20 protein-coding genes and 1 tRNA gene are annotated in these 24,987 nt (G+C 49.5%); 5 read left to right on the top strand and 16 right to left on the bottom strand.

Annotated elements, in window-relative coordinates; genetic code table 11:
* Both J3P34_RS14190 and J3P34_RS14185 read right to left on the bottom strand, forming a co-directional pair.
* Complete coding sequence (locus J3P34_RS14190) at window positions 1-930, bottom strand: PhzF family phenazine biosynthesis protein (protein WP_210489306.1); 930 nt, start codon at window positions 928-930, stop codon at window positions 1-3.
* A 164-nt stretch (window positions 931-1,094) separates the two neighbouring features.
* On the bottom strand, window positions 1,095-1,898 hold the full coding sequence (locus tag J3P34_RS14185; RefSeq protein ID WP_210489305.1) for a DUF1206 domain-containing protein: 804 nt from the start codon (window positions 1,896-1,898) through the stop codon (window positions 1,095-1,097).
* A gap of 1,708 nt (window positions 1,899-3,606) precedes the next feature.
* Here J3P34_RS14185 and J3P34_RS14180 point away from each other — a divergent pair.
* Window positions 3,607-3,689, top strand: a tRNA-Leu gene (locus tag J3P34_RS14180).
* 124 nt (window positions 3,690-3,813) lie between these two features.
* On the top strand, window positions 3,814-4,242 hold the full coding sequence (locus tag J3P34_RS14175) for a response regulator (RefSeq protein WP_210489304.1): 429 nt from the start codon (window positions 3,814-3,816) through the stop codon (window positions 4,240-4,242).
* Window positions 4,243-4,334: 92 nt separating this feature from the next.
* Here J3P34_RS14175 and J3P34_RS14170 read toward each other — a convergent pair whose 3' ends face one another.
* From J3P34_RS14170 to J3P34_RS14150, 5 genes are read right to left on the bottom strand one after another with little or no spacing between them, the layout of a single operon-like run.
* Complete coding sequence (locus J3P34_RS14170) at window positions 4,335-5,897, bottom strand: NFACT RNA binding domain-containing protein (protein ID WP_210489303.1); 1,563 nt, start codon at window positions 5,895-5,897, stop codon at window positions 4,335-4,337.
* A 2-nt stretch (window positions 5,898-5,899) separates the two neighbouring features.
* On the bottom strand, window positions 5,900-6,661 hold the full coding sequence (locus J3P34_RS14165; RefSeq protein ID WP_210489302.1) for an MBL fold metallo-hydrolase: 762 nt from the start codon (window positions 6,659-6,661) through the stop codon (window positions 5,900-5,902).
* The gene (locus J3P34_RS14160) at window positions 6,658-6,936 is read right to left on the bottom strand and encodes a hypothetical protein (RefSeq protein WP_210489300.1); all 279 of its coding nucleotides are present in this window, start codon (window positions 6,934-6,936) and stop codon (window positions 6,658-6,660) included. The genes J3P34_RS14165 and J3P34_RS14160 overlap by 4 nt, the downstream gene beginning before the upstream one ends.
* A 26-nt stretch (window positions 6,937-6,962) precedes the next feature.
* Window positions 6,963-7,340 (bottom strand): response regulator, encoded by a 378-nt coding sequence (locus J3P34_RS14155; RefSeq protein WP_210465297.1) that lies wholly within the window; start codon window positions 7,338-7,340, stop codon window positions 6,963-6,965.
* A 2-nt stretch (window positions 7,341-7,342) separates the two neighbouring features.
* The gene (locus tag J3P34_RS14150) at window positions 7,343-12,607 is read right to left on the bottom strand and encodes a PAS domain S-box protein (protein ID WP_210489299.1); all 5,265 of its coding nucleotides are present in this window, start codon (window positions 12,605-12,607) and stop codon (window positions 7,343-7,345) included.
* A gap of 138 nt (window positions 12,608-12,745) precedes the next feature.
* Between J3P34_RS14150 and J3P34_RS14145 the strand changes: the two genes are divergently transcribed.
* Complete coding sequence (locus J3P34_RS14145) at window positions 12,746-13,828, top strand: glycosyltransferase (protein WP_210489298.1); 1,083 nt, start codon at window positions 12,746-12,748, stop codon at window positions 13,826-13,828.
* Window positions 13,828-14,775: a tRNA (adenosine(37)-N6)-dimethylallyltransferase MiaA gene (gene miaA / locus J3P34_RS14140; RefSeq protein ID WP_210489297.1), complete on the top strand. Its 948-nt coding sequence runs from the start codon at window positions 13,828-13,830 to the stop codon at window positions 14,773-14,775. The genes J3P34_RS14145 and miaA overlap by 1 nt, the downstream gene beginning before the upstream one ends.
* Window positions 14,776-14,869: 94 nt before the next feature.
* Here the strand turns inward: miaA and J3P34_RS14135 are convergent, their stop codons facing one another.
* The 3 genes from J3P34_RS14135 to pfkA form a co-directional block, all read right to left on the bottom strand.
* The gene (locus J3P34_RS14135) at window positions 14,870-15,922 is read right to left on the bottom strand and encodes an aldo/keto reductase (RefSeq protein WP_210489296.1); all 1,053 of its coding nucleotides are present in this window, start codon (window positions 15,920-15,922) and stop codon (window positions 14,870-14,872) included.
* A gap of 136 nt (window positions 15,923-16,058) precedes the next feature.
* On the bottom strand, window positions 16,059-16,802 hold the full coding sequence (locus tag J3P34_RS14130; RefSeq protein WP_210489295.1) for a hypothetical protein: 744 nt from the start codon (window positions 16,800-16,802) through the stop codon (window positions 16,059-16,061).
* Between the two features lie 108 nt (window positions 16,803-16,910).
* Window positions 16,911-17,882, bottom strand: a complete 972-nt coding sequence (pfkA, locus tag J3P34_RS14125; protein WP_210465291.1) for a 6-phosphofructokinase — start codon at window positions 17,880-17,882, stop codon at window positions 16,911-16,913.
* Between the two features lie 301 nt (window positions 17,883-18,183).
* Here pfkA and J3P34_RS14120 point away from each other — a divergent pair, with 301 nt between their 5' ends.
* Window positions 18,184-18,615 (top strand): tellurite resistance TerB family protein, encoded by a 432-nt coding sequence (locus J3P34_RS14120; RefSeq protein WP_210465290.1) that lies wholly within the window; start codon window positions 18,184-18,186, stop codon window positions 18,613-18,615.
* Between the two features lie 9 nt (window positions 18,616-18,624).
* On the opposite strand, the gene J3P34_RS14115 is transcribed toward J3P34_RS14120, so the two are convergent.
* The 6 genes from J3P34_RS14115 to J3P34_RS14090 form a co-directional block, all read right to left on the bottom strand.
* On the bottom strand, window positions 18,625-19,257 hold the full coding sequence (locus J3P34_RS14115; protein WP_210489294.1) for a hypothetical protein: 633 nt from the start codon (window positions 19,255-19,257) through the stop codon (window positions 18,625-18,627).
* A 105-nt stretch (window positions 19,258-19,362) separates the two neighbouring features.
* Entirely contained in the window at window positions 19,363-21,120 is a 1,758-nt protein-coding gene (locus J3P34_RS14110) for an SLC13 family permease (RefSeq protein WP_210489293.1), read from the bottom strand.
* Window positions 21,121-21,281: 161 nt separating this feature from the next.
* Window positions 21,282-22,475 (bottom strand): aspartate aminotransferase family protein, encoded by a 1,194-nt coding sequence (locus J3P34_RS14105; RefSeq protein WP_210489292.1) that lies wholly within the window; start codon window positions 22,473-22,475, stop codon window positions 21,282-21,284.
* Between the two features lie 914 nt (window positions 22,476-23,389).
* Window positions 23,390-23,845, bottom strand: coding sequence for a hypothetical protein (locus J3P34_RS14100; protein ID WP_210489291.1), 456 nt, complete (start codon window positions 23,843-23,845; stop codon window positions 23,390-23,392).
* Window positions 23,846-23,855: 10 nt separating this feature from the next.
* Window positions 23,856-24,278, bottom strand: coding sequence for a hypothetical protein (locus J3P34_RS14095; RefSeq protein WP_210489290.1), 423 nt, complete (start codon window positions 24,276-24,278; stop codon window positions 23,856-23,858).
* 56 nt (window positions 24,279-24,334) lie between these two features.
* Complete coding sequence (locus J3P34_RS14090; RefSeq protein WP_210489289.1) at window positions 24,335-24,874, bottom strand: RNA polymerase sigma factor; 540 nt, start codon at window positions 24,872-24,874, stop codon at window positions 24,335-24,337.
* Between the last annotated feature and the right edge of the window lie 113 nt (window positions 24,875-24,987).

Here is a 24,987-nt window from a genome sequence, read left to right as displayed (position 1 = left end):
TTATTGGACATACCATTCTCCTTTCGCGATAAGCTGTACCTGGCCACCCACGTTCAATTCAAACTGGTCTTCGCCGAGGGCCCGGCCCTGCAGCTTGATGGTGGCATTACGCCCGATTTCGTAGCCCTGTTCTACCAGCAGCTCCAGGTTGTCCTGGGAGAAATAACGGTGCTTAAGCAGGTAGCCCAGCAAACACCCATTGGCGCTGCCGGTGGCGGCATCCTCAATCACCTGGCCGTTCTCCAGGGCCAGCATCCGGGCGTTCAGTTGGTGGTCTGCGGAATAGGTTTCTGGGCAGAAAAAGTAAAGGGCCACGGAAAGCCCATCGGCCCGCTGGGATTTGTATAGGCCGTGCTGCTGCAGGAAAGCATGGAGTTTCTGAGGCTGCAGTTGGAGCTGTTTCATGTCTTCCAGTTTCTGCAGAGAGATGATAAGGAACGGCAAGCCGGTGGACACTTCCTGCACTGGAAAATTGGGGTGCAGTGTCTCCACAGGTAGGCCCAAAAGATCAGCGATGCTTTCCTTAGAAATCGGTTCCCCGAAGGTAGGGTTGATTTGGCGCATCATCAGGAAGTCTGGTTGGGTACCTTGGTAGGAGAGTGACAGAGGAATCTGCCCCACTTTCACATTAAGGCGCAGTTCCGGCACAGGCTTTTGCAGGATGAATTGCTGAATGACGTAGGCCGTGCCTAGGGTTGGATGACCCGCGAAAGGCACCTCGTATTCCACCGTAAAGATTCTGGTGTCATAGCCCTGCGCTTTGGGTACGTCTGATAAAATGAAGGAAGACTCTGCGAACCCAATCTCCCGGGCTATTCCCTGCATCTGGGCCGTAGTCAGGTTGCCAGCCTGCAGAAAAACCGCCAACTGGTTTCCTTTGTAAGAAGCACTGGCGAAAACATCTACTATATAAAAGGGTAAAGTTTGCATGGCCGGAAGTTAGCAAGTATCCGGCAGAAGATATACTGGAGGAGGATGCTGCCGTACTGGGTACAGAACTTTCAAGGCTCTTTTTACAAGAACAGGCTCTGAATAAAACCGGCGGCTTCTATCCTTCTTAGAACAAAAGCCGCCGGTCTCAAAGGTGGTTCAGGTTAATTTATGGAAATATCACTGTATTTGGCCTGCACAAACATGAACACTCCGTAGCCAATTAAACCCAGCGCAACCACTGCTAATAACACGTTCCCGAAGGGAGAAGTTTGTAGAAATGAGAAGGCGCTTTGGGTACCCCCGGCTTCCTGCGGATTCTGTAACCAGGCTGCCCTCACAAACAAAAAACCAATAATACTGAACACAACTCCCCGGGCGGTAAACCCCGCCTGTCCTGCTTTTTTAAGCACATCGAACCGGTCTCTGGGTAAGCCTCTCACGTCCTTCATAAAAGAAGCGGTTGTGCCTTTTATCAATTGTCGAATTCCGTTACCAATAGTTATAAGGCCAATGATAATTACCAACCATTTACCGAAGGGTTGGTCCAACAAACCAGATACTAAGTCTTTCTCCTTTGAGCCACCTTCCCCTGAGTTATTACCTCCGCTAGATAGGATTTTAAAAGCGGCAAACGCTAAAGACCCGTAAATTAAACCACTAAAAGCATAAGCCAACCTCTTGCCAATTCCTTTGGCGTTGGATCCTTTATGCTCGGTATCATGAATGGCTTGTACAAATCGCCAGATACTATATCCCACTAGACCAACCGCTAAAATACTTAATAACAATCCCCCGGCAGGGAAGTCTTTTACCTGTGTTAGGGCATCTGAACTAGATGCTTTTTTGCCGCCAATTCCAAATGCGGCCATGGCAGTTAACGCTCCCACCAAAATATACACAAACCCTTTTGCAATATAGCCGGCCTTCGCAAATGACTCAATCCAATGTTTTCTCTGCTGATTCATGTGTATTACTATTGGTTTTATTTAAACCTTGCTGTGTATAATATTGGACAGGAATATTCCTGATTAACCAAAATGTTAACTTAAATATAAAACTAGGGTTTCAGGAATAAACAGAAATGCCAGATGATGATAAGAAGCTTTTGTTCCAGATTGTGGTCTTACGATAATCGGGTTCTGTTTGTTGGTGAGAGAAGCTTATAAGTTCAACGTGATGGAGGCAAGTTTTCTAATTATTTAGAAATTCAATTGAAAATAATTTCTGAGGTCTTATTCAAAAGCGGAATTGTTAAAAAAATTAGCAAAATACATCTTGATGTGGGGAGGCCAAGCAATTTGGCAGACATACACTGAAGAACACTGCCAGTTAAAACTTAAAGGGAAGTATTAGGTGCTTATGTGTAAATTGCTGATGTTAAGTAGAAAGTGTTGGTGTACTTGGAAAACAAGTTTAAGTAGTACAGCCTTTGAGTTTGAATAGCCTCAGAAATGAGGAGGAAAAGGATTCCTCAACTCTGGTCCTCCAACTATGATGGCTTTGGACACATAATAGAGAGCCCTTATTTTAATGATTTATTTTATACGGAATTAGTCTTTAGAAGTTATTGGTGCTAGTTTTTATATTAAGCACAAACCATTTTGATTTAAAAAAAACAGTAACGAGTGTTTGACATTCAGTAAGGTGCTGTAGATAAGTTAACTTGTGCCAAAAGCCAAAAGGTGGGTTAAATTAGAATTATGGAGAAGATTATTTAGTTTTATTTATCTATTATAAAATAATGATCCGAGATTTTGATATAAGTCATCCATGATAGCTAAAATCCAGTGAAATTTTTAAAAGTTTAATTATTATGAAATTTTCTTAGTAAATCATTGTTTGTCTTATTTAATAGGATCTTGTTATCTTATTGATGTTGTAATTTATTATTAAACATGTTACTATTATTAATCAATTAGAGCTTGTGATAATTTGATGGGTGGCTAAAATTTATTATCAACTATATTTTTTGTTGACTTAAATTAATTTATTAAAAGATTGTTTCGCCAAAGTATAAAGTTTTTTAGAGGATGGAGAGTTATGAATTGTATGTGTAAATATAGTATGTAAAATTTGGTAGGAATGATTGAGGAAGTTAACATACAAGTGCTTGTTTGTGTATGGGCTGAAAGTATGTTTGTAGGTAAAGTGTACAAGGGTTGATTAGTAAAAGTAAATATATTTTGAGCAGTATTATATGTATTGTATATTCCTTAATAATGCAGTTGAAAATTTTAAAAGCTTCTTTATTGTAAGGCTTCGACAAAAGAAGTGTTTGAAATATGTGTAATCCAATTGAAAATTCAATTTTGTTATTTACTGGTGTATTTTCATTTTTAGCTTACTTTTCAAAAAGGAGAAAAAAGGGATTTATTATTTTAAGTGCTCATGGAACCCACATGTATTTGTCTTTTGATTTGCTTTAGGCAAGAATGCTTAGCCGTAAGAGATGGATATATTAGTTGAATGAGACTGCGATGAATGCTGCCTCGTTATCACTAACAAAATCAATTTTAAATTGAAGAGCCAAGGTAAGGCTTGCAGGCTGGTCCAAGTGGTGCAGTTAGTAAACCAAACCGAAACCTTTCAAAAGATTTTGAAAACCACTTGCAGGAAAAAAAAGGATGCAATACATTTGTACCACCAAATGAGGAAAAGCCTTATTTGTGCTTTGCGCACGTGGTGAAACTGGTAGACACGCCATCTTGAGGGGGTGGTGCCTTACGGGTGTGGGAGTTCGAATCTCCCCGCGCGCACTGTTAAAACAAAAAAGCCTTGTGACTTTTGAGTCACAAGGCTTTTTTGTTTCGGGTTGGTGGGGGAGTCTTGTGATTGGGCATATTGCTAATTAACTTTCAGGCTTAGGTTAATAAGATCTTGATGAATAAACTTAAGAGAGTCCTTCTGGTGGATGATGATGAAATTGCTACCTTCCTTAATGCTAATCTACTGGAGAAGTTAGACTGCGCCGAAAGTATCATAACCGCCAGTAATGGTCAGGAAGCGTATGAGATGCTTCTAAAGGACTGCTCCACGGAACATGTAAAGGAGTGTTGGCTTGACTTGGTGCTGCTGGACATCAACATGCCAATTATGAACGGTTTTGATTTCCTGAAGGCCTGCAGAGAAAAGGAATTCAGGTGCGCTCCTAAAGTGGTTCTCCTTTCGTCTTCCAGGCATCAAAGAGACCTTGCTTTGGCTGATGAGTTTGACCTGACGGGCATCCTTACCAAGCCCCTCACGGAGGATAGCCTTACCGAAATCCTGGTTAAACACTTCAACTGCTGCAATATTCCTAACCGATCTTAAGCCATAAAACAGAAGCGCCCCTTGGTTTACCAAGGGGCGCTTCTGTTTTATGGCTGATTTTCTCTAATAATGCTGAAAGCTACTATCAAGCCTTAACCCATATGTTGCCTAAAAGGGTTCTCTGGCTTCACTAAAAGCACTTTCTCGCGTTCTACTATGACTGACCCCGGTGTGGCGCCCTTAGGCTTCCTAATGTATTTTTTAGGGGTATACAGCACGGGGCAGAGGCTGTCGTTTTTACGTTTTGAGTAGAAGGCCGCCAATTTGGCCGCGGCTTCCAGCACGGGTGCCGGAACCGTTTTCCCAGGCTGGTATTTAATAACCACATGCGAGCCGGGCACATCTTTGGCGTGCAGCCAGAGATCATCTTTGTGCGTGTGTTTCAGGGTGAGTTTGTCGTTGGCCTTGGCATTTCTGCCAACCAGAATCTTGAACCCCATGGTTTCAAAAACATAGTAGGGCAGGTCTACCTGGTTGGTGGTCTGGGTGGGCGTATACTGTTTCAAGAATTGGCGCAACTGCTGGGCGGTTTCCAGGCACTCCAGTTCCTGCAGTTGGCGCGTAAGGCGTTCCACTTCCTCTTCCTTGCGGGTAGCTCTTTCTTCTAGCAACTGCAGCTCAATCTTCTGGTTTTTGGCTTTCCGGTACAGACGCTCAGCGGTTTTTTGCGGCGTTTCTGTGGGGTGCAGCTTAATCAGGCGAGGAGCATCCTGGTAGAAGTCGTAAAGCTCTATCTCTTTGGTGCCCGGCGGAATGTTGGTGAGGTTGGCCATGATGACATCGGCTGTTTGGGCATATGGGGTGCCGTGGTGCCATTTTTCCAGCTGTTCCTGTATCTGCCACCATATTTTCTGCGCGCCTTCCAGTTGGCGGCTAATCTGCTTGTGTGTGGCCGCGTAATTCTTCTGGAAGTACTCCTGCGAACGGTACTGCGGTACAAACGCATTCAGGGCCGTGATAGGGTCAGAGAAGGTCTCCAGCATGTCTCCCAAAGGAAGCAGGGAGAGCCGCAGCATTTTCTGGTGGGAAATAAGGTAGTAGGAGGGGTTCTCCAGTTTGGCCAGCAACTCCTGTACCATTTCCCATTGCTCTTCCGCCTGCAGTTCAGCATACCCATTTTCCTGCAAAAATAGCCAGGGAACCTCGCCCATAGTGGGCAGCATCTTCCTTAGGTTCTGGGGAGCCTGTAGAAAGGCCTCCTTTTCCAAGTGCCAGTTCTGGTCCATTTGCCGGTAATCCAGTTCCAGGTCTTTGGAGAGTTTCCGGTGGAAAAGCTCCACGGCCACGTCGTGGTCAAACAGCACCACGTTTGACCGGTTCCCGAAAAGTTTGAACAGCAGGACCAGGTTGTTTGTGAACCGGATGAAAAAGCTTCTTTCCTGCCTATGGGCCCGCACCTCTAGTACCTCCTGATCCAGCAAAGCCGGGAAAAGGTCTACTGAGTTCTGCCGGGCCCGGTTGAAAGTCTGCGGAAACTGAAGGCTGGAAAACGTGGAAGTCTGGATGGCTTTGATATAGAACTCCCGCTCACCCTGGAAGAAAGCCAGCATAAGCTCGTCTTTTTCCTGGCTGAAGGCGGCCTGCAGGATAAAGCCACGCAGTTCTGAGTCCAGTTTCTGGGCTAGTTTTCGTAAAAAGAAGTAATTCTGGTGCACGGTTATAAGGTAAGGGCCAGTCCGTCATAGGCCAGCTTCACAAAGGAAGGCAGTTCTTTCTCCACTACCCGGTGCAGACCCAATAAATGGCTGATATGCGTGAGGTAAGCCTGTTCAGGCGCCAGTTCCTCTAATACAGAGATGGCTTCTGAAAGGGAATAGTGGGAGATATGCGGCTCTTTGCGCAGGGCATTCAGCACCACTATTTTAGAACCTTTTATCTTCTCCTTTTCAGCAGCCGAGATGTAATTGGCATCTGTGATGTAGGTGAAATCCCCGATCCTGAACCCGAAGACCGGCAATTTGTGGTGCAGCACGTTGATAGGCGTGATGGTAATACCGTGCACCTCAAACGGCTCGTTCTGGATAGGGTGCAGTTCCACGCGGGGCACGCCGGGGTAAGTGTGATTGGTGAAGATGTAGCTGAATTCCTGCTGCAATTGGTTCAGCACCCGCTGATCAGCGTAGAGGGGCATGTCAATGTGCTGCATGAAGTTGAAGGCCCTGATGTCGTCCAGGCCAGCGGTGTGGTCTTTGTGCTCATGGGTGAAAAGCACGGCATCTACCCGCTTAATACGTTCCCTGAGCATCTGCTGCCGGAAATCGGGCCCAGTATCCACAATAAGGGATTTACCGTCAACCTCCACCAGAATAGAGACCCGCAGGCGCTTGTCTCTGTAATCTAAGGAACGGCAAACCTCACATTCGCAGCCAATGACGGGTACGCCCTGTGAGGTGCCAGATCCTAAGAAAGTTACTTTCACGCAGAGGTTATGGTTTGATGTTTTATAGCCAGGTACAGCTCCTGACTTTCAGGGCGCAGGCTCTCCAGGCTCAGGTCCACAGCCCGGAGAATCTCTACAAGGCAATTGATTTTCCCCTCCAGGGGGAAGTATTTGTTTACTACCGCTACTTTGGTGTCTTTCAAAATACAGAACCCAGATTTGAAAGTACCTTTCTCATACCGCAGCATGTACTCAGACTCGGCAAAAATATCTTCTAACCGGTTTAAAAAAGGCCGGGTATACTTCAGCTGCATATGCTTGTAAAAAAAGTAAAGCTGTCTTAGTGCACGTATTCTTTTACGGTCTGCACCAGCATGTCAAAATCCAAAGGCTTAGGCAAGTAAGCGTTGATACCGGCTTCTTTGAATTGTTCTAATGTGTAGTTGTTCGCGTTCCCGGTTACGGCAATGATCGGAATTTTGGCGATCTGCGGATCCTGGCTCGCCCGGATTTCTTTCGTGCATTCCATCCCGTTTTTCACCGGAATGTTTAAATCCATGAGAATAGCGTCAATTTTCTGGTCCTGTACCTTCTTGAGAACTTCCCCGCCGTTTTTCGCCGACACTACCGTGTAGTTCTGCAATTCCAGTATTTTCTTCGTAAGATTCAGAATAACAGAGCTATCCTCTGCAATCAATATGGTTTTAGAATCGGCCATGGTTAGTTCGATAAGAGTTTATTTCGATAGTTTGCTCTAAAATTAGTAAAACTTGATTCTAAATCAGAAAAGGTAGTCCCAACAAATGTGAATTTCCCCTTTTTAATGTCATGTTCCAGCTCTTGTGCCAAACTGGAAACAGAATCCAGACCTAATGTGGAAGCAGTTCCCTTGATTTGATGCAGTGTACTTAAAATACCTTCATAATGTTGTGCAGCCACTTCTTTTTTGGCTTCCTCCAACAATTCTGAGGTTTCCTCTTCAAATTCCACGTACAGCTGCAAGGCAAAGTCATCGCCGCCAATGCTTCTGAGCTGCTCCACCACATTCATATCCAGTGACCACTCAGTACTGGCTTGCTGCTGTGGCGCTTCTGCAACCTTCGGAGCCGTTTGGGTGCTTTCCTGACTGCTGCTTCCATACCATTTCACTATGCGGTCATGCAGGTCAGAGATCTTCACCGGTTTAGATACATAATCATCCAGCCCCTCGTTAATGAACTTCTCCGCATCGTCTTTCATGGAGTAGGCGGTCATGGCAATAATGGGCGGGCAATCTGTCCCCTTCAGCTTTTTGAGTTCACGCGTGGCGGTGACCCCGTCCATTTCTGGCATCTGGATGTCCATGAAAATAAGGTCATACCGCTTTTGGGTGGCTTTTTCAATGGCCTCATACCCGTTAGACGCCACATCGGCATGGCAACCCATCCGTTCCAGTAGTTTTAAAGCTACTTTTTGGTTTATCTGGTTATCATCTACCAACAAGATAACCGGTTCGGGGTCAAATTTACCAATTTCCTCCAGTTCTTTAGAAGATTGCAGCTGGTCATGGATTTGCTTCACATTCTCCGCTTCCTGGCACAGGATGGTAAACCAGAAGGTACTTCCCTTGCCGGCCTCAGACTCTACGCCAATCTCGCCGCCCAATAACTCACTCAACTGCTTAGAGATAGCCAGGCCTAAGCCGGTACCGCCAAACGTCTTGGATGAGGAGTTGTCTAACTGCGTAAAATTGGTGAACAGCAACCGGATGTCTTCCTCGCAGATGCCTATGCCTGAGTCTTTCACCTGGAACATGAGCAGGTGCTCGTCGCCTTCGCCGCCCACTCTGCTAACCTCTACCCGCACGCTGCCCTCATTGGTGAATTTGATGGCATTGGAGGTCAGGTTGGAGAGTATCTGCAAAAGACGGGTTTCATCTGTGATGATGTACCGCGGCGTGTCTTCAGAGATATCATACGTGAACGTGAGGTCTTTCTGGGTGGCCCGGTTCGCGAACAGGTTATGGATTTTCTCCAGTGAGTAAGACAGGTCAATGCCCGTTTTGTTCAGCTGTAGTTTTCCGGCCTGTATTTTTGAAAGGTCCAGAATATCATTCAGGATATCCAGGAGCGCGTTAGAGGAGGTCCGGAGCGTTTCTATATAATCCATCTGCTCCTCGTTCGTGGCTGAGTGGTGCAGCACGTCAATCATGCCGATGATACCGTTCATTGGGGTCCGCAGCTCGTGGCTCATGTTGGCCAGGAACTGGTTTTTCACCTGCAATGAGTTCTCCGCCAGTTCTTTCGCCCTGATGAGTTCCCGCTGGGTGTCTTTCAATTCGGTGATGTCCCGGGCAACACCTTCAATGGCTACCGGCTCCTGATTTTCATTCAGGATAAGGCGCGAGTTGATCAATACCTCAATCTGCTGGTTTTGCTGGGTAAGCAGCGAGGTCTCAAAGTTCCGGACGCTTTTCTGGTCAAAGAGCATCCGCAGCAGTTCATCGCGGTCGCTTGGGTGGGCGTAAAGGTCCTGGGCATTCAATTTCATCGCCTCAGCGGGGACAAAGCCCAATACCTCCTGCACCGAAGGACTAATCAACTGGAAGGAGCCTTCCATGTCTGTTTTGTAGTACAGGTCCTGGAAAGACTCAAAGATCTGCCTGAATTTCTCCTCGTTTACCGCAACTGCCAGCTGAGAGATCTTCTTCTCCGTGATATCCAGCGCAATGGCAGATACGTCTTCAAAACTGCCGTCTTCCAGGTAAATAGGGTTGAGCAGTACTTCCCGCCAGGCACTGGTACCGTTAGGGTGGTGCAACTCAAGCTCAAATTGCTCTGGGTGGCCGGTAAATGCCGATTCATATTTCTCCTTGATCAACCGGAAATTCTCCTGGGTGACATAGTCGCCCACCATCTGGTTCAGCTTCAGGCCCAGCGAAGGCAAGACGCTGGTCCAGGACTGGATCTCACTCTGAAAATTCTGATTAAAGGATGTTAACTGGAACTGACGGTTAATGGACCACATTAAATGGTTGCCGCTTTCAAAGATGGCTTTTAGGCGGGCATTCTGGATGGTGATCTGCTCCTCGTTCCGTTTCCGTTCAATTGCCAGGGCCACCTGGTTAGAGATAAAGTGCAGGATCTCGATATCGGTCTGCACGTATGCCTCTGGGTTTTTGTAGTCGCGCACGGCAATTACGCCAATGATGCGCTCGCCAATGGAGAGCGGGGAGGAGAGCATCACCTCAGGCACCACGCCGTTTACCTCTATCTGGCCTTTCTCCACCAGGTCCATGAAATCGGCTTTGGAGGCATACAGCGGTTTGCCGGTTTTGATGATGTACTCGGTCATGCCCAGAGAGAACGGTCTGGGAGCCGCCGGTACGTTGGAGTTCTGGTCTACATAATACACGAAGTTGATAAGGTCCTTTTCCTCATCAAACAGCGCGATGTAGAAGTTATGCGTCTCAATGATCTTGCTCAGCTCGCGGTGGATGGCGCTGTACAGAGACGGTAAGTCTTTGGAACTGATGGCCAAGTTAGCGATACTGTAATATACCTTCTGCAGACGCTCCGCCTTAATCCGGTCGGTGATGTCGTGGAGGATGGCGCGGGTGGCAATGGGCTTGCCGTCTTGCCAGCTGCAGTTGATACTGCCTATCAAGTGAATTGGTTTGCCGCTCTTGGTCAGGAATACGGTTTCTATTTTGTTGACATCGTCGCCTTTGTACAGGTTGCGAAGCTGGTAAATGAGCTTGGCTTTGTAGTATGGGTGGACAATGTCATTGAGGGTAAGGTTCTCAATGTCAAAGTCGTTGTAGCCCAGCTTCTCTTTCCAGGCCCGGTTCACGAAGATGAACTTGTTATCGGTGGAGATGTTCTGGATAAGGTCATGGGCGTTGTCAAACAAATCCTGGAGGCGGATTTTGTTGTCCTTGAGCGCTTCCATGGCAATGCGTTTGTCGGTCATGTCCTTGCCTACCGCGGTGATGCCCACCACATTGCCTTCCACGTCCATCTCAAACATGATGTTCCAGCGCAGGATCTTCACTGACTGTGATTTGGTGATCAGGTCCCACTCATAGTAACTGCGTAGTGTCTGGTTCTGCAGCGCCTTCCTGATCTCCTGGATGCGGGTGGCCCGTTCTTTTTCCGGCACGAAGATGTCATAGTAGTTCTGGCCTACCACCTCCTCGCGTTTGTAGCCGGTGTATTGCAGGAAATAGTCATTCACGTACACCACGCGCAGGTCCAGGTCCATGCTCACGTAAGCAAGGTTCACCTGGCTCAGGAATGACCGGAACTGATGCATGGACTCGCGCAGCACTTCCTGGCGCCTGATCAGCGCCTGGGCTTCTTTGCGGGAGGTGATGTCGCGGAGAATGCACTGCACAAAATTGACGCCTTCCAGAATAATGGCGCTGAAACTGATTTCCCCGTCAATGATGCTCCCGTCTGATTTCTCAATGCGCCATTCCAGGCTGCGGGGCTGGCCATCCTCCAGGGTGCATTCAATCAACTGCAGGGACTTCTCCACAGAAGAGGAGTTGTCGGCCTGGAGCGCGGGCGAGAAATCGGCTATCCGTTTTCCGATGATGTCCTGCTTGTCGCAGTCCAGCAAAACGGTGGCCTGGAAGTTACAGTCAGCAATTAAAGTATGGTTGAGCAGGAAAATAGAATCATTGCTGGACTCAAAAAGGGTTTTGTACTTGCCTTCTGAGTAATGCAGTTCCTGCCGGAGTTCGAACCGGGAGAGGTAGGAACTCACCTCAAACCCCACATGGTTCACAAATTCGGTGAGGCTGCTGGTCATGTTCATGGCGTCATCTACCAGCAGGATGATGGTGGCCAGGTATTGCTTGTCGGTGCTGATGGGCATTGCCAGCACCTCGCGCTTATTGAATAGGTGCTGAAAATTGCGCGAGATACTGAGCAGCGACCGGTACTTGTTCTTGTTCTCCAGCTGCGCCAGAAACTCGGGGTTCAAGGCCAGTACGCTTTTTTCTTTCAGCAAGTAAGACTGGTCTCCCTTGTTGCAAACCAACTGCACCATGCGGGTGGAAGGTTGGTAGACAAAAACACCGCCCCCACAAACGCTAGGCAAATTGATGAGCTCACCCAATACCACCGATAGAATGTCTTCGGCGGTTTTCAGGTTGTTGAGCTGCGGCAGAAGCCTGGCCATGAATTCCTGCTGCTCCTGGCGCTGGCGCCCGCCCTCAATAGGGAGGCGAGCGTCTTCCATGGGTTTGGCCGTGCCCAAAATCACCTCTTGCCCAAAATATTTACCGCATCTGAAAGAAAGCCAGAGCGGGTAGTGCGTGCCATCACTGTTCTTGAACCACCAGTCAAAGCGCTGGGTTTTTCCCTCGCAGGCCTGCAGTATTCGGGTCCTGAACGCGATCCTTTCCGAGGGATTTAAGTCAAACGCCTCAAAAACGCTTTTGCCTATGAGGTTTTGCTTTTCAATCTGGGTGATGGAAACCGTTTGTTTGTTGATGTCAATGAACATGCCCTTCTTGTCCAGGATGAACATGGGCTCATTGCTTTCCTCAAAAATGGTCCGGTAGCTAGATTCCGTCGCAAACATATCGCCGGCGGGCATCACCTCTGCGGAGGCCGCGCGAACCGCGATGTACAGCAACTCAAAGCCCTCTTGTTGCACCAGGCTGGACTTGAAATAGAGCAGGTTGGTGTTCAGGATCTTGTCTTTGGGCTGGAAAAAGCCGCTGATGTTCTTGCGGGTCCGGAGCAGGCGCACGTTACGGTCAAACTCAAACTGCTGCTTCTCGTCCAGCAGCTCCTTCACGTTCATGTCGGCGGGGATATCCTTGCCCCCGAAGAAAATGTCTTTGGCCTGTTGGTTTATGCTCAGGAGCGTGCCATCTGGCGTACACACAAACATGTATTTCCGGCTGCCACTCACATGCTCCGCAAAATCAATCAAACGCGCGGCTGCTGCTTCCTGTGCTGTCCTGTCTACCATGGTGTTACTAGTATTCATCTCCGAGTTTCTACTTTGGCTGTTGTTGGCTTTTTTCCTGAAAGTGGCACTTGGCTGGAAAAAGCCTAATTTAGCAAATCTATCCTAAAAACTGGTATTTTACACTTAAGCGCCGCGCAACCTTGCTTATTCCCAGCCATGGCTAAATCTATTGTTTTTACGGTCACCACTGACATTAGCCATGACCAACGCATGCTACGGATTGCCAACTCTTTAGCATCAGCCGGATACGCAGTAACCCTGGTAGGAAGATTGCTGCCCGGTTCCGCAGAAGTACCTGCGCTTCCCTTCCAATGGCACCGCATAAAATGTTGGTTTCTAAAAGGGCCCATGTTTTACCTGGAGTACAATCTTCGGCTGGTGACCTGGTTTTTCTTTAACAGGTTTGACATTTACGGAGCCGTAGACGCTGATACTGCTTTGGCCGGACTGGTCACCGTTGCCTGGTGCCGGAAGCCGCTGGTCTATGATGCCCATGAGCTGTTCCCCGAGATGCCCGAGGTGGTGAACCGACCTTTGGTGAAGCGTTTTTGGGCTTTTTTAGAGAAAATGGCTTTTAAACGGGCTACACTGGCCTATACCGTAAGTGCCTCGCTGGTGACCTACTTCCAGCAGAAGTACGGGTGCCCAGTACACCTGGTCCGGAACATGCCGGTACGGCAGTCTTACGCCGCCTTGCCGTCCCCGCCGCCATACTTTATCTACCAGGGAGCACTGAACGTGGGCCGCGGATTGGAGAATACCATCAAAGCAATGCAGGAGGTACCTGCCCAACTGGTCATTTGCGGCACCGGCCCGCTCATGCTCCAACTTAAACAGCTGACCCAGCAGCTTGGCCTGCAGGATAAAATCATATTCAAAGGCAACGTGGCACCAAAAGCTTTGGCCCAAGTTACCGCAGCCGCCTGGGCCGGAATCATGCTGCTGGATAACCATGGCCTGAGTTATTACTATTCATTGGCCAATAAATTCTTTGACTACGTGCAGGCGGGCATTCCGCAGGTCTGTGTGCCATTCCCGGAGTACGCGGAGCTGAACGCCCGGCACGAAGTGGCGCTGCTGGTAGAAAACCAGGTAGAGGAAGTCCGGGCGGCGCTGTTAACTTTGCTGCATGATCAGGAGGTTTACCAGCGGTTACAGCGAAACTGCCTGCAAGCGCGGGAGGAGTGGAACTGGGAAACCGAGGAAAAGCACCTGCTCAGTCTTTATGCCGGATTGTGATGGAACAACATAGATTCTTAATTGTAGTGGTAGGTCCTACGGCCGTTGGCAAAACCGATTTCTGTGTGCAGCTGGCCCGCCACTTCCAGACGCAGATCCTGTCCATGGATTCCCGGCAGTTTTTCAAAGAACTGAGCATCGGCACGGCCAAACCTAGCCCGGAGGAGCAGGGTGGGGTAGTCCACTATTTCATTGACTCCCATTCTATTGAGGAGGAGTACAACGCAGGTGCCTTTGAAGAAGATGCCCTGCAATTGCTGCAAAACCTGTTCAAAGTGCACCAGGTAGTCATCGCCACGGGCGGATCAGGGCTCTATGTGCGGGCACTGTGCGAAGGCCTGGATGAAATGCCCAAGATTCTGCCTGGCATCAGGGAGGAGTTGACGAAAAGGTTAGAAGAGGAGGGACTTCCCAGGCTGGTGGAGCAATTACGCGAATTAGATTCTACTTATGCGGCTCAGGTGGACGTTCAGAATCCGCAGCGGGTGGTGAGAGCCCTGGAGGTTTGCCTGAGCAGCGGCCAGCCGTATTCCTCTTTCCGGACCAAAAGCAAGGAACGCGGGCGCGATTTCCAGATCATCAAAATAGGGCTGAACCGCGACCGCCAGGAACTCTATGACCGCATTGACCTGCGCATGGACCTGATGCTGGAACAGGGACTTTTAGAAGAGGTGAAAAGCATGGTTCCGTACCGTCAGCACCAGGCCCTGCAAACCGTGGGCTACACCGAGTTGTTCCATTACCTGGACGGCGATTATCCCTATGAAGAAGCGGTAAGGCTCCTAAAACGCAACAGCCGCCGCTACGCCAAGCGCCAATTAACTTGGTTCACCCGCGACCCTGAAATCCATTGGTTCCATCCCAACCAGTTCAACGAGGTGTTGGCCTACATTCAGGCTGAAATAGCCAATGCTCAGGAAGACCGATTTCGCGCTCCCCTGCCATAAACCTTTGAAACATAAAATCCACTTTGATTTGGGGCTGTTTTCCAGAAAATAGCCCCAAATCAGAGTGGATTTGTTTCAATACTAAAACCCTATTTTACTTTCTCTTTGGGTAGAAAGGGGGCAATGGGTTGAGCTTGGTGTTTTGTCTTTGGTGCCAGTAAGGATAAATAGGAGGGACCTCACTGGCCGCATCCAGTTTCTTTACCTGGTCCACCGTCAGATTCCAGCCCACGGCTCCCAGATTTTGCTTGAGTTGTTCCTCATTCCGGGCGCCAATAATGATGCTGGAGACGGTAGGTCTTTGCAGAAGCCAGTTCAGTGCCACCTGGGCTACCGTTTTCTCTGTCTCTGCCGCTATTTCATCCAGCGCGTCTATGATGTTGTAGAAAACCTCTTCGTTCACCACAGCCTCTGGTACGGGGCTGCCACCCTGCGCAATGCGGCTGTCCTGGGGCAGTGTTTGACCTCTGCGGTATTTTCCGCCCAATCGGCCTGCAGCCAGGGGAGACCAGACGATACCGCCTACATTTTGGTCAAGGCCCAGGGGCATAAGTTCCCATTCGTATTCCCGGTTGGTGAGAGAGTAATACACCTGGTGCGCTACGTAGCGGTTCCAGCCGTACTTCTCAGAAACTCCCAGTGATTTCATCAGGTGCCAGCCCGAGAAGTTGGAGGCCGCGATGTAGCGGACCTTGCCGCTTTGCACCAGGTCATCCAGGGTACGCAGGGTTTCCTCTACGGGCGTGTTCCCGTCAAAGCCGTGCATGTGGTACAGGTCAATGTAATCGGTGTTGAGACGTTTAAGGCTGCCTTCCACTTGTTTCAGGAGGTGGAACCGTGAGGAGCCCTGGTTGTTGGGCCCTTCCCCGAAAGGGAATGTGCCCTTGGTGGAGATAATCACCTCTGAGCGCCCGAGGCCTTTCAGGGCCTGCCCCAGTATCTCCTCAGACATGCCCTGAGAGTAGATGTCGGCGGTGTCAAAGAAGTTCACGCCGGCATCCATACAAAGGTTGACCATGCGGGTAGCCTCGTCTACCTGGGTGCTGCCCCAGGCTTTGAAGAATTCACCGCCGCCGCCAAAAGTCGCGGTCCCGAAACTGAGCACCGGCACCTGTAACCCAGATGCCCCAAGTTGTCTAAATTCCATTGCTGTTCTTTTAGGATGTTGGATTAGAAAACGGCATTTAATTCCGTTGGTTATTACCGAAGCCAGATTTGGTTATTTCTAGAGGGCACGCAACCCTGAGTAAGGCCATCGGCCGTAGCCGGGCTCCTGAAAATTGTTATTTGCCCGATTTATCTATTTTCTCCACCCAGCTTTCCTCAAATTTCTCATCTTGGGGCATTGGTCCACTTTCATTTGAAGTATACCTGAACCAAAACCTTTTTTGCCTTTCTGTCGAGAATTCTTCGAACTCTCCGCCCTTAGCCTGGCTATACAGGATGTATTCTTTTGCCAGCACTCCATCGGCGCTAGGACCATCAGTTTCCGTAGCCAAATAATCTAACTTTCCATCTTTGTTGAAGTCATAGAGCTCAAATTCAAACCCTGTCCGGAATTTGCCAAAATAACTTTGTTTCCGTGTCTTCAAGTCATAGATGATTTGGTAGCTTATGCTGCAACCAGTTCCTGTGCAGGGTTCAAAATCAAGGACGAAGCCAATCAGTGATTCTTTTTCGTAAACCTTCACCTGCATTAAGGAATTGGCGAAGTTTAAACTGTCCTTTCCAGATTTTTCGACAGAATTGAACGTCACCTTGTCACTTGTCGAGAATGAATGTCCGTCAATAGAAATCTCCACCCCGCTGTTTAGCTCCTTCCAAATAATTTTGTGGTTTAAGAGCGTAAATGCCTTACTTCCATCATTTTTGTAAACCAAGGTTGGTTTGATGGCATAAGCCCTGAGATAGTCTTCAATCATTTTCTCATGGTTGACTTCTTCGGCCGCAACTTCAATTTTGGGCGAATTTGTTGAGCAGCCGATTAGTGTGACCAAACCAGTCAGTAACAAAGATTTAAATTTCATTCATTGAATGGCTAATCATTGAATTTAAAAAGAGAATGCGTTCCCAACCCGATTTTTAGAAATCAGGCTGAAAACGCATTAGAAAGGTTTCAGCGGTTGAAAGGCGCTTTACACGCTCAGTACTTCCACTAACTTAAGGAAGCTCTCGCTGATTGGTTTTTTCTTGGTGATGGTGTCATGGAACGGGGTGTACACCAGCTCGCCGTTCATTACGCCCACCATTTCATTGGAGCGGCCGGCAATAAGACCTTCCACGGCGGCCATACCCATCTGGCTGCTCAAAAGGCGGTCGGCGGCGGTTGGGGTACCTCCGCGCTGTACGTGCCCGATGATGGTCACTTTGGCATCCATCTGCGGCAATGCTTCTTTCACCTTCGCGGCAATCTCAGTGGCCCCGCCTTCCTCGTCGCCTTCGGCCACGATGATGATGAAGGAGGTTTTGGAACGGCGCCAGCCTTGTTGCAGGGTCTCAATCACCTCAGACATGGACGTAATCGTCTCGGGGATCATCACCATCTCGGCACCACCACCGATGGCACAGGGCAGGGCGATGTAGCCTGAGTCACGACCCATCACTTCCACAAAGAAAACGCGCTCATGGCTGTCGGCGGTGTCTCTGATCTTGTCAATGGCGTCAAGGGCGGTGTTCACGGCGGTGTCATACCCAATGGTGTAATCAGTGCCGTAAAGGTCATTGTCAATGGTGCCGGGGCAGCCGATGATTGGAATACCGTACTCCTGGTGGAAAATCTGGGCGCCGGTGAAGGTTCCGTTTCCGCCAATGGCCACGATGCCCTCAATCCCGAACTTTGAAATCTGCTCAAAGGCTCTTTTTCTGCCTTCGGGAGTTTGGAACTCCAGACAGCGGGCCGATTTAAGGATAGTCCCGCCTTTTTGAATGATATTGCTCACGGAGTGGGAGAACAACCGGTAAATCTCTCCCTGGATCATGCCATTGTAGCCTCTGCCTATTCCGTATACTTCTAATTTATGGTAAACTGCTGTCCGCACAACCGCACGGATACAAGCATTCATGCCCGGAGCATCTCCCCCGGACGTAAAAACAGCTATTTTCTTCATCTTAACATCTAAAACGAATCGCAAAGTAAGGCATTACCTTACAAAACTCAAGCTTTTTTGGTCACACATCTGCCAAATACCACCATTCTTGCCTCTGAGGCATCCCTCACAATTCAGGACTTTTTCTCAGTTGTACGATTCTTAAGGCCAATAAGAAAAATATAAATACTTTTAAGGAATTGGTGCAGCGATTTTTTTCAAAAGTCCGTAAATTATATCGTGAAAATGGACGGGTGCAATAATTTGCGCAAAGTCTGTGCAATCACCATAAAATATCTTCTTCCACCAATCATGTAACTCTATGTTTTCAATTTTTGAGAGTGAAGAAACAAAACGGCTCAAGAGCCATATTGTTAATTTAGGGGCGTTGGCTAAAATTGATGGGCACATAGATTCTGCCGAGATGGAGCATATCATTGCCATTGGCGAACGGAAGGGAATGCGGGCGCAGGATGTGCGGGCGCTGCTGGCCAACTGCGGAAACGTGAAACTCACCATGCCCAACAATGACATTGACCGCTTTGACCAGGTCTATGACCTGGTGGAGATGATGCTCGCCGATGGTATTGTAGATGACAGTGAGATGGAGTTCTGCATTGACATTGCCACCAAAATGGGCTTCAGAAAAGCGGTGGTGGGGGTGCTGGTGAAGAAAATCACCACGGGCGTAAAAGACGGCCTCTCGCGGGAAGAAATAAAAGACGAAGCTATCCATTTCCTAGAGCTTCAGTAACCAGAGAACTCAGTCACCCGATTCTATTTTCCTGAATTTCCCTTTCTCCCATACATAGGTGGCGATGTAGTTCTCGGCCCCCACAGAAATGCCGTCCTGCGCAATATTGGTTTGCTGGCGGGTGGCATGGTCATATAACCGGTCGTTTTTCTTGGCCAGCCTCAGGTAATGGATGCTTCTCTTTTTACCATCCATGTCATACAGCTTATCACGTTCCAGCAGGAATTCCTGAAAATCACCTTCAGAACGCTTCACAAAGGCATACACAAACGCTGAGTCCCGCTCTACCAGCTGGATGGCGTAATCCTGTTTTTTATCCCCGTTGAAATCTGCCTGCACGTAGTAAGGCCCCTGCTCCTCCTGCGGGACCCGCTGAGAGTCAGTGGGAGTGAGGGTAGGGAACTGCCATAATCCGTGGGTGCGGTCCAGGTGCACCTCCAACTCGGCGGGAAGCTGCTGTCTTACGTCCAGGGGGACCGTAGTGGTGGCGGTGCCGTCAAGAGAGGCATCGGTCACTGAATCCGCAACTTCTTCCAAAGGGGTATCAGCGGTGGCAACAGGTTCTTCGGCCAACGTTTCGCGGGCTTTTTCCGGGGAACAGCTTAAAAGCAAGAGGGAGGCAAACAGGGCAGCGCGGTTCATACGTCGTTTTCAAAAGTCAGCTTTTCTGTACGCTTGAATCTGCAAACCGGCTGTGGAAAAGGAAGTGTTTTAAAGCCGATTTTCTAAAAACAGACCCAAAACAACCTAAAGCGGCCAGAAAATAGGCACCATCACCAGAATAAGGACCACCAGCAAAATGGTAAGCCCCGAGCCGATCTTAAGAAAGTCTTTGAACGTGTACTTACCCGGGCCATACACCAGAATACAGGAAGGCTCAAACGGCGTCACCAGAGAAACCGATGCCGATAGCATGATGGCAATGGCAAAGGTACGCGGGTTCACCCCCAACTGGATGGCCGTCTGCAAGGCCACCGGCAACACCACCAAGGCAGCCGCCGCATTAGACATAGGCTGGGTAAGGAAAACCGTAAGCAAGACGAAACCGGCCAGGATCACAATGGTCCCGAAGGGTTCCAGTAAGTCCACAATGGCGTTGGCCAGGAATTTATCGGCGCCGGTGTTCTCCATGGCCATCCCAAATGCAGTCATCCCTCCAATGAGAATAAGCAGGCGCCAGTCAATTACCTGATAGGCTCTATCAGTGGAGATGCATTTGAACAGCACACTGAGTACCGCCGCACCCAGAAAACAGATTGACAAGGGCAGCAGGTTAAGGCTACCCAAGAGAATGGCCACGATAAAGAAAGAGAGCGTCAAAATGCCCTTGCGCCGTTTGAACAGAATAGGCTTGAACTCCCCCAAAACCGCCAGGTGCTGGGTTGTTTTCAGGTACTCCAGGCGTTCCGCCGATCCCTGCACCAGAAGCAGGTCACCCAACTGGAGCTGCACATCACCAATCTTGGTCCTGATGGTTTCGCCCTGCCGGGATACAGCCAGCACCACCAACCCGAACCGCCGTAAAAACTCCACCTGCTTGATGGTGTTCTTGAGCAGGTCAGACTGACCCGTGATCAGGATTTCCGCCAGCCGGATGTCACCGCCCTCCAAATCATCTTCTACAATCACATCGGCCAGAATCTGAATGCCTTTGGTTTCCTTCACCTTGATGAGGTCCTCCATCTCGCCCTCCACGAGCAGCACGTCATTGCTCCTGATACGGGTGCGGTAATCGGGCAGGAAATTATCCTTGCTCCGGATGATGTTGAGGATGCGGAAACCCATTTTGGAGAGATCGGAGGTAAACGCCACCTGACCAATCAAGGGGGAATCTTCCTGCACCAGGATCTCCGTAAGGTAAGTTTTGATGTTGTAGCGGGTGGTGAGGCCAACGGTAGCAGTCTGGGGCAGCATGCGCTTCCCGATGGTCATCATGTAGGCGATCCCCACCAGGAAGATCACCATACCAATGCCGGAAAACTCAAAGAACCCAAACGGCTCATAACCCGCTTTGCTCATGTACCCGCTCACGGCCACGTTAGTAGAGGTGCCGATCAGAGTACAGGTTCCGCCCAAAATAGAGGCATAGGCCAAAGGCATGAGAAATTTTGAGCTACTGGCGCGCATTTTCTTGGCCACACCCACAATGGGCGTCACAAAGAGGGCCGTCACGGTGGTGTTGTTCATGAACGCCGACACCAATCCCGGGAAAAACATGATGGAGAAAAGCAGCGTGTTGGGCCTGTGCCCGGCGTGCCGCATGAGCCAGTTTACCAGAAAATCCAGAATACCCGTGTCTTCCAAGGCCGTCCCAATCACGAAGATGGAAGCCAGGATGATGATAAAATCACTGCTGAAACCTGCAAAGGCCTCGGCGGGTGAGATAATCTGGGTGCCGGTTAAGATGATGAGGAGAATGAGCGTGACAATGTCTACAGAGAGTTTCTCTGAGGCAAACAGGGCGACGGCAGCCAAAAGTAAGAACAGAACTAAGGCTATCTCCATGAGGCAGGCACCAGGTTAAAAGGGTGGGTTGTTGTATCTACAGGTAGGTAAGTCAAGGCAGCAGAATAAGCTTAAACTAATTCGTGTCTTGTACTGCAACAGGGTTTAAAAGGTTCAGGAATAAACTTAGGGTTATTAATGCTTATTTTAAGAGGAAGGGCCTAAAAACGGACTTCCTCGGCAATGGCCGCCAGGATAATGTCACAGGCCTCGTCAATTTCCGGGAAGGTAATGGTAAGCGGAGGGGCAATGCGCATGGACTTGTCACAGAAAAGGAACCAGTCCGTGAGGGCGCCTTTCAGGATGGCATTGTCAATGATGGGCTTCAGGATGTCAAAGGACTCAAACTCCACGGCCATCATAAGGCCCAGGTTCCTGATTTCTTTGATGGCCGGGTGTACCAGCCGCTCTTTGAACCGGGCAGCTTTGGCGTTCACCTGCAGCAGCAGTCCCTCTTCCTGAATCACCTGCAGCGTGGCCAAAGAGGCCGCGCAGGAAACAGGGTGCCCCCCAAACGTGGTAATGTGCCCCAACATAGGATCGTTCTTAAGTGAATGCATGATTTCCTGGCGGGAGATGAACGCCCCAATGGGCATGCCACCGCCCATGCCTTTGGCACATGTAAGGATATCCGGCACCACACCGAACTGCTCAAACGCCCAGAATGTGCCGGTGCGCCCGAAACCACTCTGGATCTCATCAAGAATCAGGAGCGCCCCAACTTCTCGGCATCGGGCCTGCAACGCCAGCATATAGTCTATTGACGGAACCCTGACGCCCGCCTCACCCTGCACTGTTTCCAGGACCACTGCCGCCGTACGCGAAGTGATCTGCGCCAAATCCTCCACCTGGTTATGGCGGATGTGCCGCACGTCAGGCAGGAGCGGCCGGAAAGCCCGTTTAAAGCTCTCAGAACCGTTCAACGATAAAGAGCCTTGGGTAGAACCATGGTAAGCCTTCTCAAACGCGACCAGTTCGGTGCGGCCGGTAAAGCGCTTAGCCAGTTTGCAGGCTCCCTCCACTGCCTCGCTGCCGGAGGAAACAAAATAGACGTTGTCTAGCCCAGCCGGCAAGGTTTGCGCCAGCGCGTGCGCCAATTGGGCCGGCGGTGCCTGCACAATCTCGCCGTACACCATCAGGTGCAGATATTTATCCAATTGACCCTGGATGGCTTGCAGCACCCTGGGGTGCCGATGGCCCACGTTGCTCACCCCAATCCCCGAGATCAGGTCCAGGTACTGTTCGCCGTTTGGTCCATACATGTAAACCCCCTCGGCACGCTCCACTTCTAAAAGCAAAGGAAAATCGGTGGTCTGGGCTTGGTGTTGCAGGAAGAGTTGGCGAGGTGAAAGCATAGTATTTTAGGTTAATCTGGGGCAAAGATACGAAGAAGGGGTTAAGAGCTTTCGATTGGTTTAGTCTGTATCCATCAGGAGAGAAGTAGCAGAACTGATTCTGGCCTGTTTTGCAGAAATCTGGGAAGAAACGAACCATCCTAACCCTCCCCAGGAGGGGAGTCGCGCAATCCATGAGTAAGCGGATAGGGACGCAGTTTTGGTCCTTGGTGATAACACCAACAACGGCGGGAAGTTTGGAGCGTAACCACAACGGATTGGTGAGTCATTCACCGGGAAAATCAAGAATGTGGGGGGCACCTCTTGTGGGTGCCCTTTGCAGTAGTTTCCGGTGATTCTGGTAATTGCCGGTTATTGGGGAGGACACGTGGGAGACAAGGCGGTGCCTGGTCTCTACATGTTCAAATAGTCCGAGCAGACATCATAACCATCTGTTTCCTGGGGCAGCCCGGGGCGAAGGCCTACAGTGAGGCCGAGACACGGTCTGCCGCACGGATGAACTGTTCAAGCGGCAGTGGCCTGCGTGTACGATGCAACAGATACCTTTAGCCAGGTGGTATCTTAAGTGAAGCCTCCCTGTCCGAGCGTCAGCGAGTTTGAGGCTTCTTGATTCTTTTGGTTACTTTTCTCATCAAGGAGAAAAGTGACAAACCTCCAAACGGAGGAACTAGCCCTAAAAGCAGAGTAGGAATGAAGTGGGAGGTAATTGCCCAGAAAATGCCCCTGAGGCTTGCGCCTCACTGCAGTTGCAAACATGCAGGCCATGGTAAGTCCAAGTCACAGACTTGAACCAGGATGAGGAGAAAAGGTAAAGTCCCAGACTTGAACCAGAAAAGAGGGGCCGAACTCCTCTAAAACAAGCTAAAAACAAAAAGGGAGACTTTCGTCCCCCTCTCTACACTAAAACCAAATCTTTATTTCTTAGCCGTCTGCAAACGCTCCAGCAACAGCTTGGTGAACTCGCGCTCAGCGCGGTAAAACAAGGCCAGTTGGCGGGGGCTGATGATGCGCAGGTATTTATCCATGTATTCTTTTTCAAGGTCTAATTCCCGCTGACGGATGTTTAATCGGGCTTCTAAGCCGGTCTGAATCTGCTCATCGGTGAGGGCATTCAGGTTCTGTTCTTTGTAGGGGCGGCTTTTCTGGCGTAGTTCGTTCCGTTTACGATCATGTTCCTGGTAAACGGGCCAGAAACGCTGGGCTTGGTCACCGGAGAGGTTTATCTTATCAGTGATGAAGGCAATCTTGGCCGTCTCTATTTTCTCTATGCGGGCTTTGCGTTCCTCGGGCGTTTCTTTGTTCTGACCCTGGGCAAGGGTAACGGAGCCAGTGAACAGGAAAAACAGAAACAGCAACTTGGTCAATTTCATTCTTTTGGGGTTAACGGTAATCATACTCTTCTTCCAACAACTCCTGGGTATGGTTTTCATTCAGGTCGGTGCGGCGGACATCCAGGAACTCCAGCGACTGGTTCGGCTTCACGGCCGGTACCTCGGCCAGATCAGCGGTTTCCAGTTCTTCATGGTTCACCAGGTACTGTAAGATATCTTGCTGCGATACTTGGGCCATCACCGCGTCTGTAGACGGGTTGGCGTCAAAGTACTGGGTGGCCAGAAAAGACACGGCAAACACCAGGCCCAAAGAGGCGCCGGCTACCGCCGTCCTGAACTGCCAGAACCAAGCCACCGGGGACGCTGAACGAGCTGGCGCGGCATAGGCCGTTCGCTGCATAATGCGCGTGGGCAGGGTATCAAAATAATGCTCGGGAACTTTAAAGCCCGGGTCTTTTGGTAAATCTGCCATATCTAGCTCCTTTTTCCTATCCATCTGTTTCTTAGATGTGTTTTGCTTGAAGAGGTTTAATCTTTTTTCAAATATTCCTCAATTTTTTTTACCGCTATGTGGTAAGAAGCCTTGAGGGCGCCTACAGAAGTGCCCAGAATCTCAGAGATCTCCTCGTATTTGAGATCATCAAAGTACTTCATGTTGAAGACCAGCCGTTGCTTGTCAGGCAGACGCAGAAGTGCCTTCTGGAGTTTCAGCTGCACCTCGTCGCCGGAGAGCGTGTCTGTGGATTCAAGCTTCTGCGTGAGCTCAGCGGCCACGTCATGGATGGGCAGGAAAAAACGTTTCTTTTTAGTGCTCAGGAAGTTGAGGCATTCATTGGTGGCAATGCGGTAGATCCAGGTGTAGAGCTGAGAATCTTTCCGGAAATTCTCCAGGTTGGTCCAGACTTTCACAAATACCTCCTGGGTCAGGTCATCGGCATCGTCATGGTCAATGACCATTTTGCGCACGTGCCAATACACCTTCTGCTGGTACTTGCGCACAAGCTGGTTGAAGGCCAGGTTCCGGGAATCTGGGTGCTGGAATTTCTCTAAAATCTCTTTGTCTTCCAAGGGAAGGGCGTGGTTCAGGGTAAGTGACTATTGTGTTTGGCTCAGAGTAGAGGTCTAATCAAATTCCTGCTGGGTTAAGGTGGAAAAACCGCTTCTGTTTAGGAGCCGATTTC

Source organism: Rufibacter aurantiacus, from assembly GCF_017916345.1.
GTDB lineage: Bacteria > Bacteroidota > Bacteroidia > Cytophagales > Hymenobacteraceae > Nibribacter > Nibribacter roseolus.
Note: the sequence above shows the minus strand (reverse complement) of the source record. Positions and strands in the feature narration are given on the sequence as shown.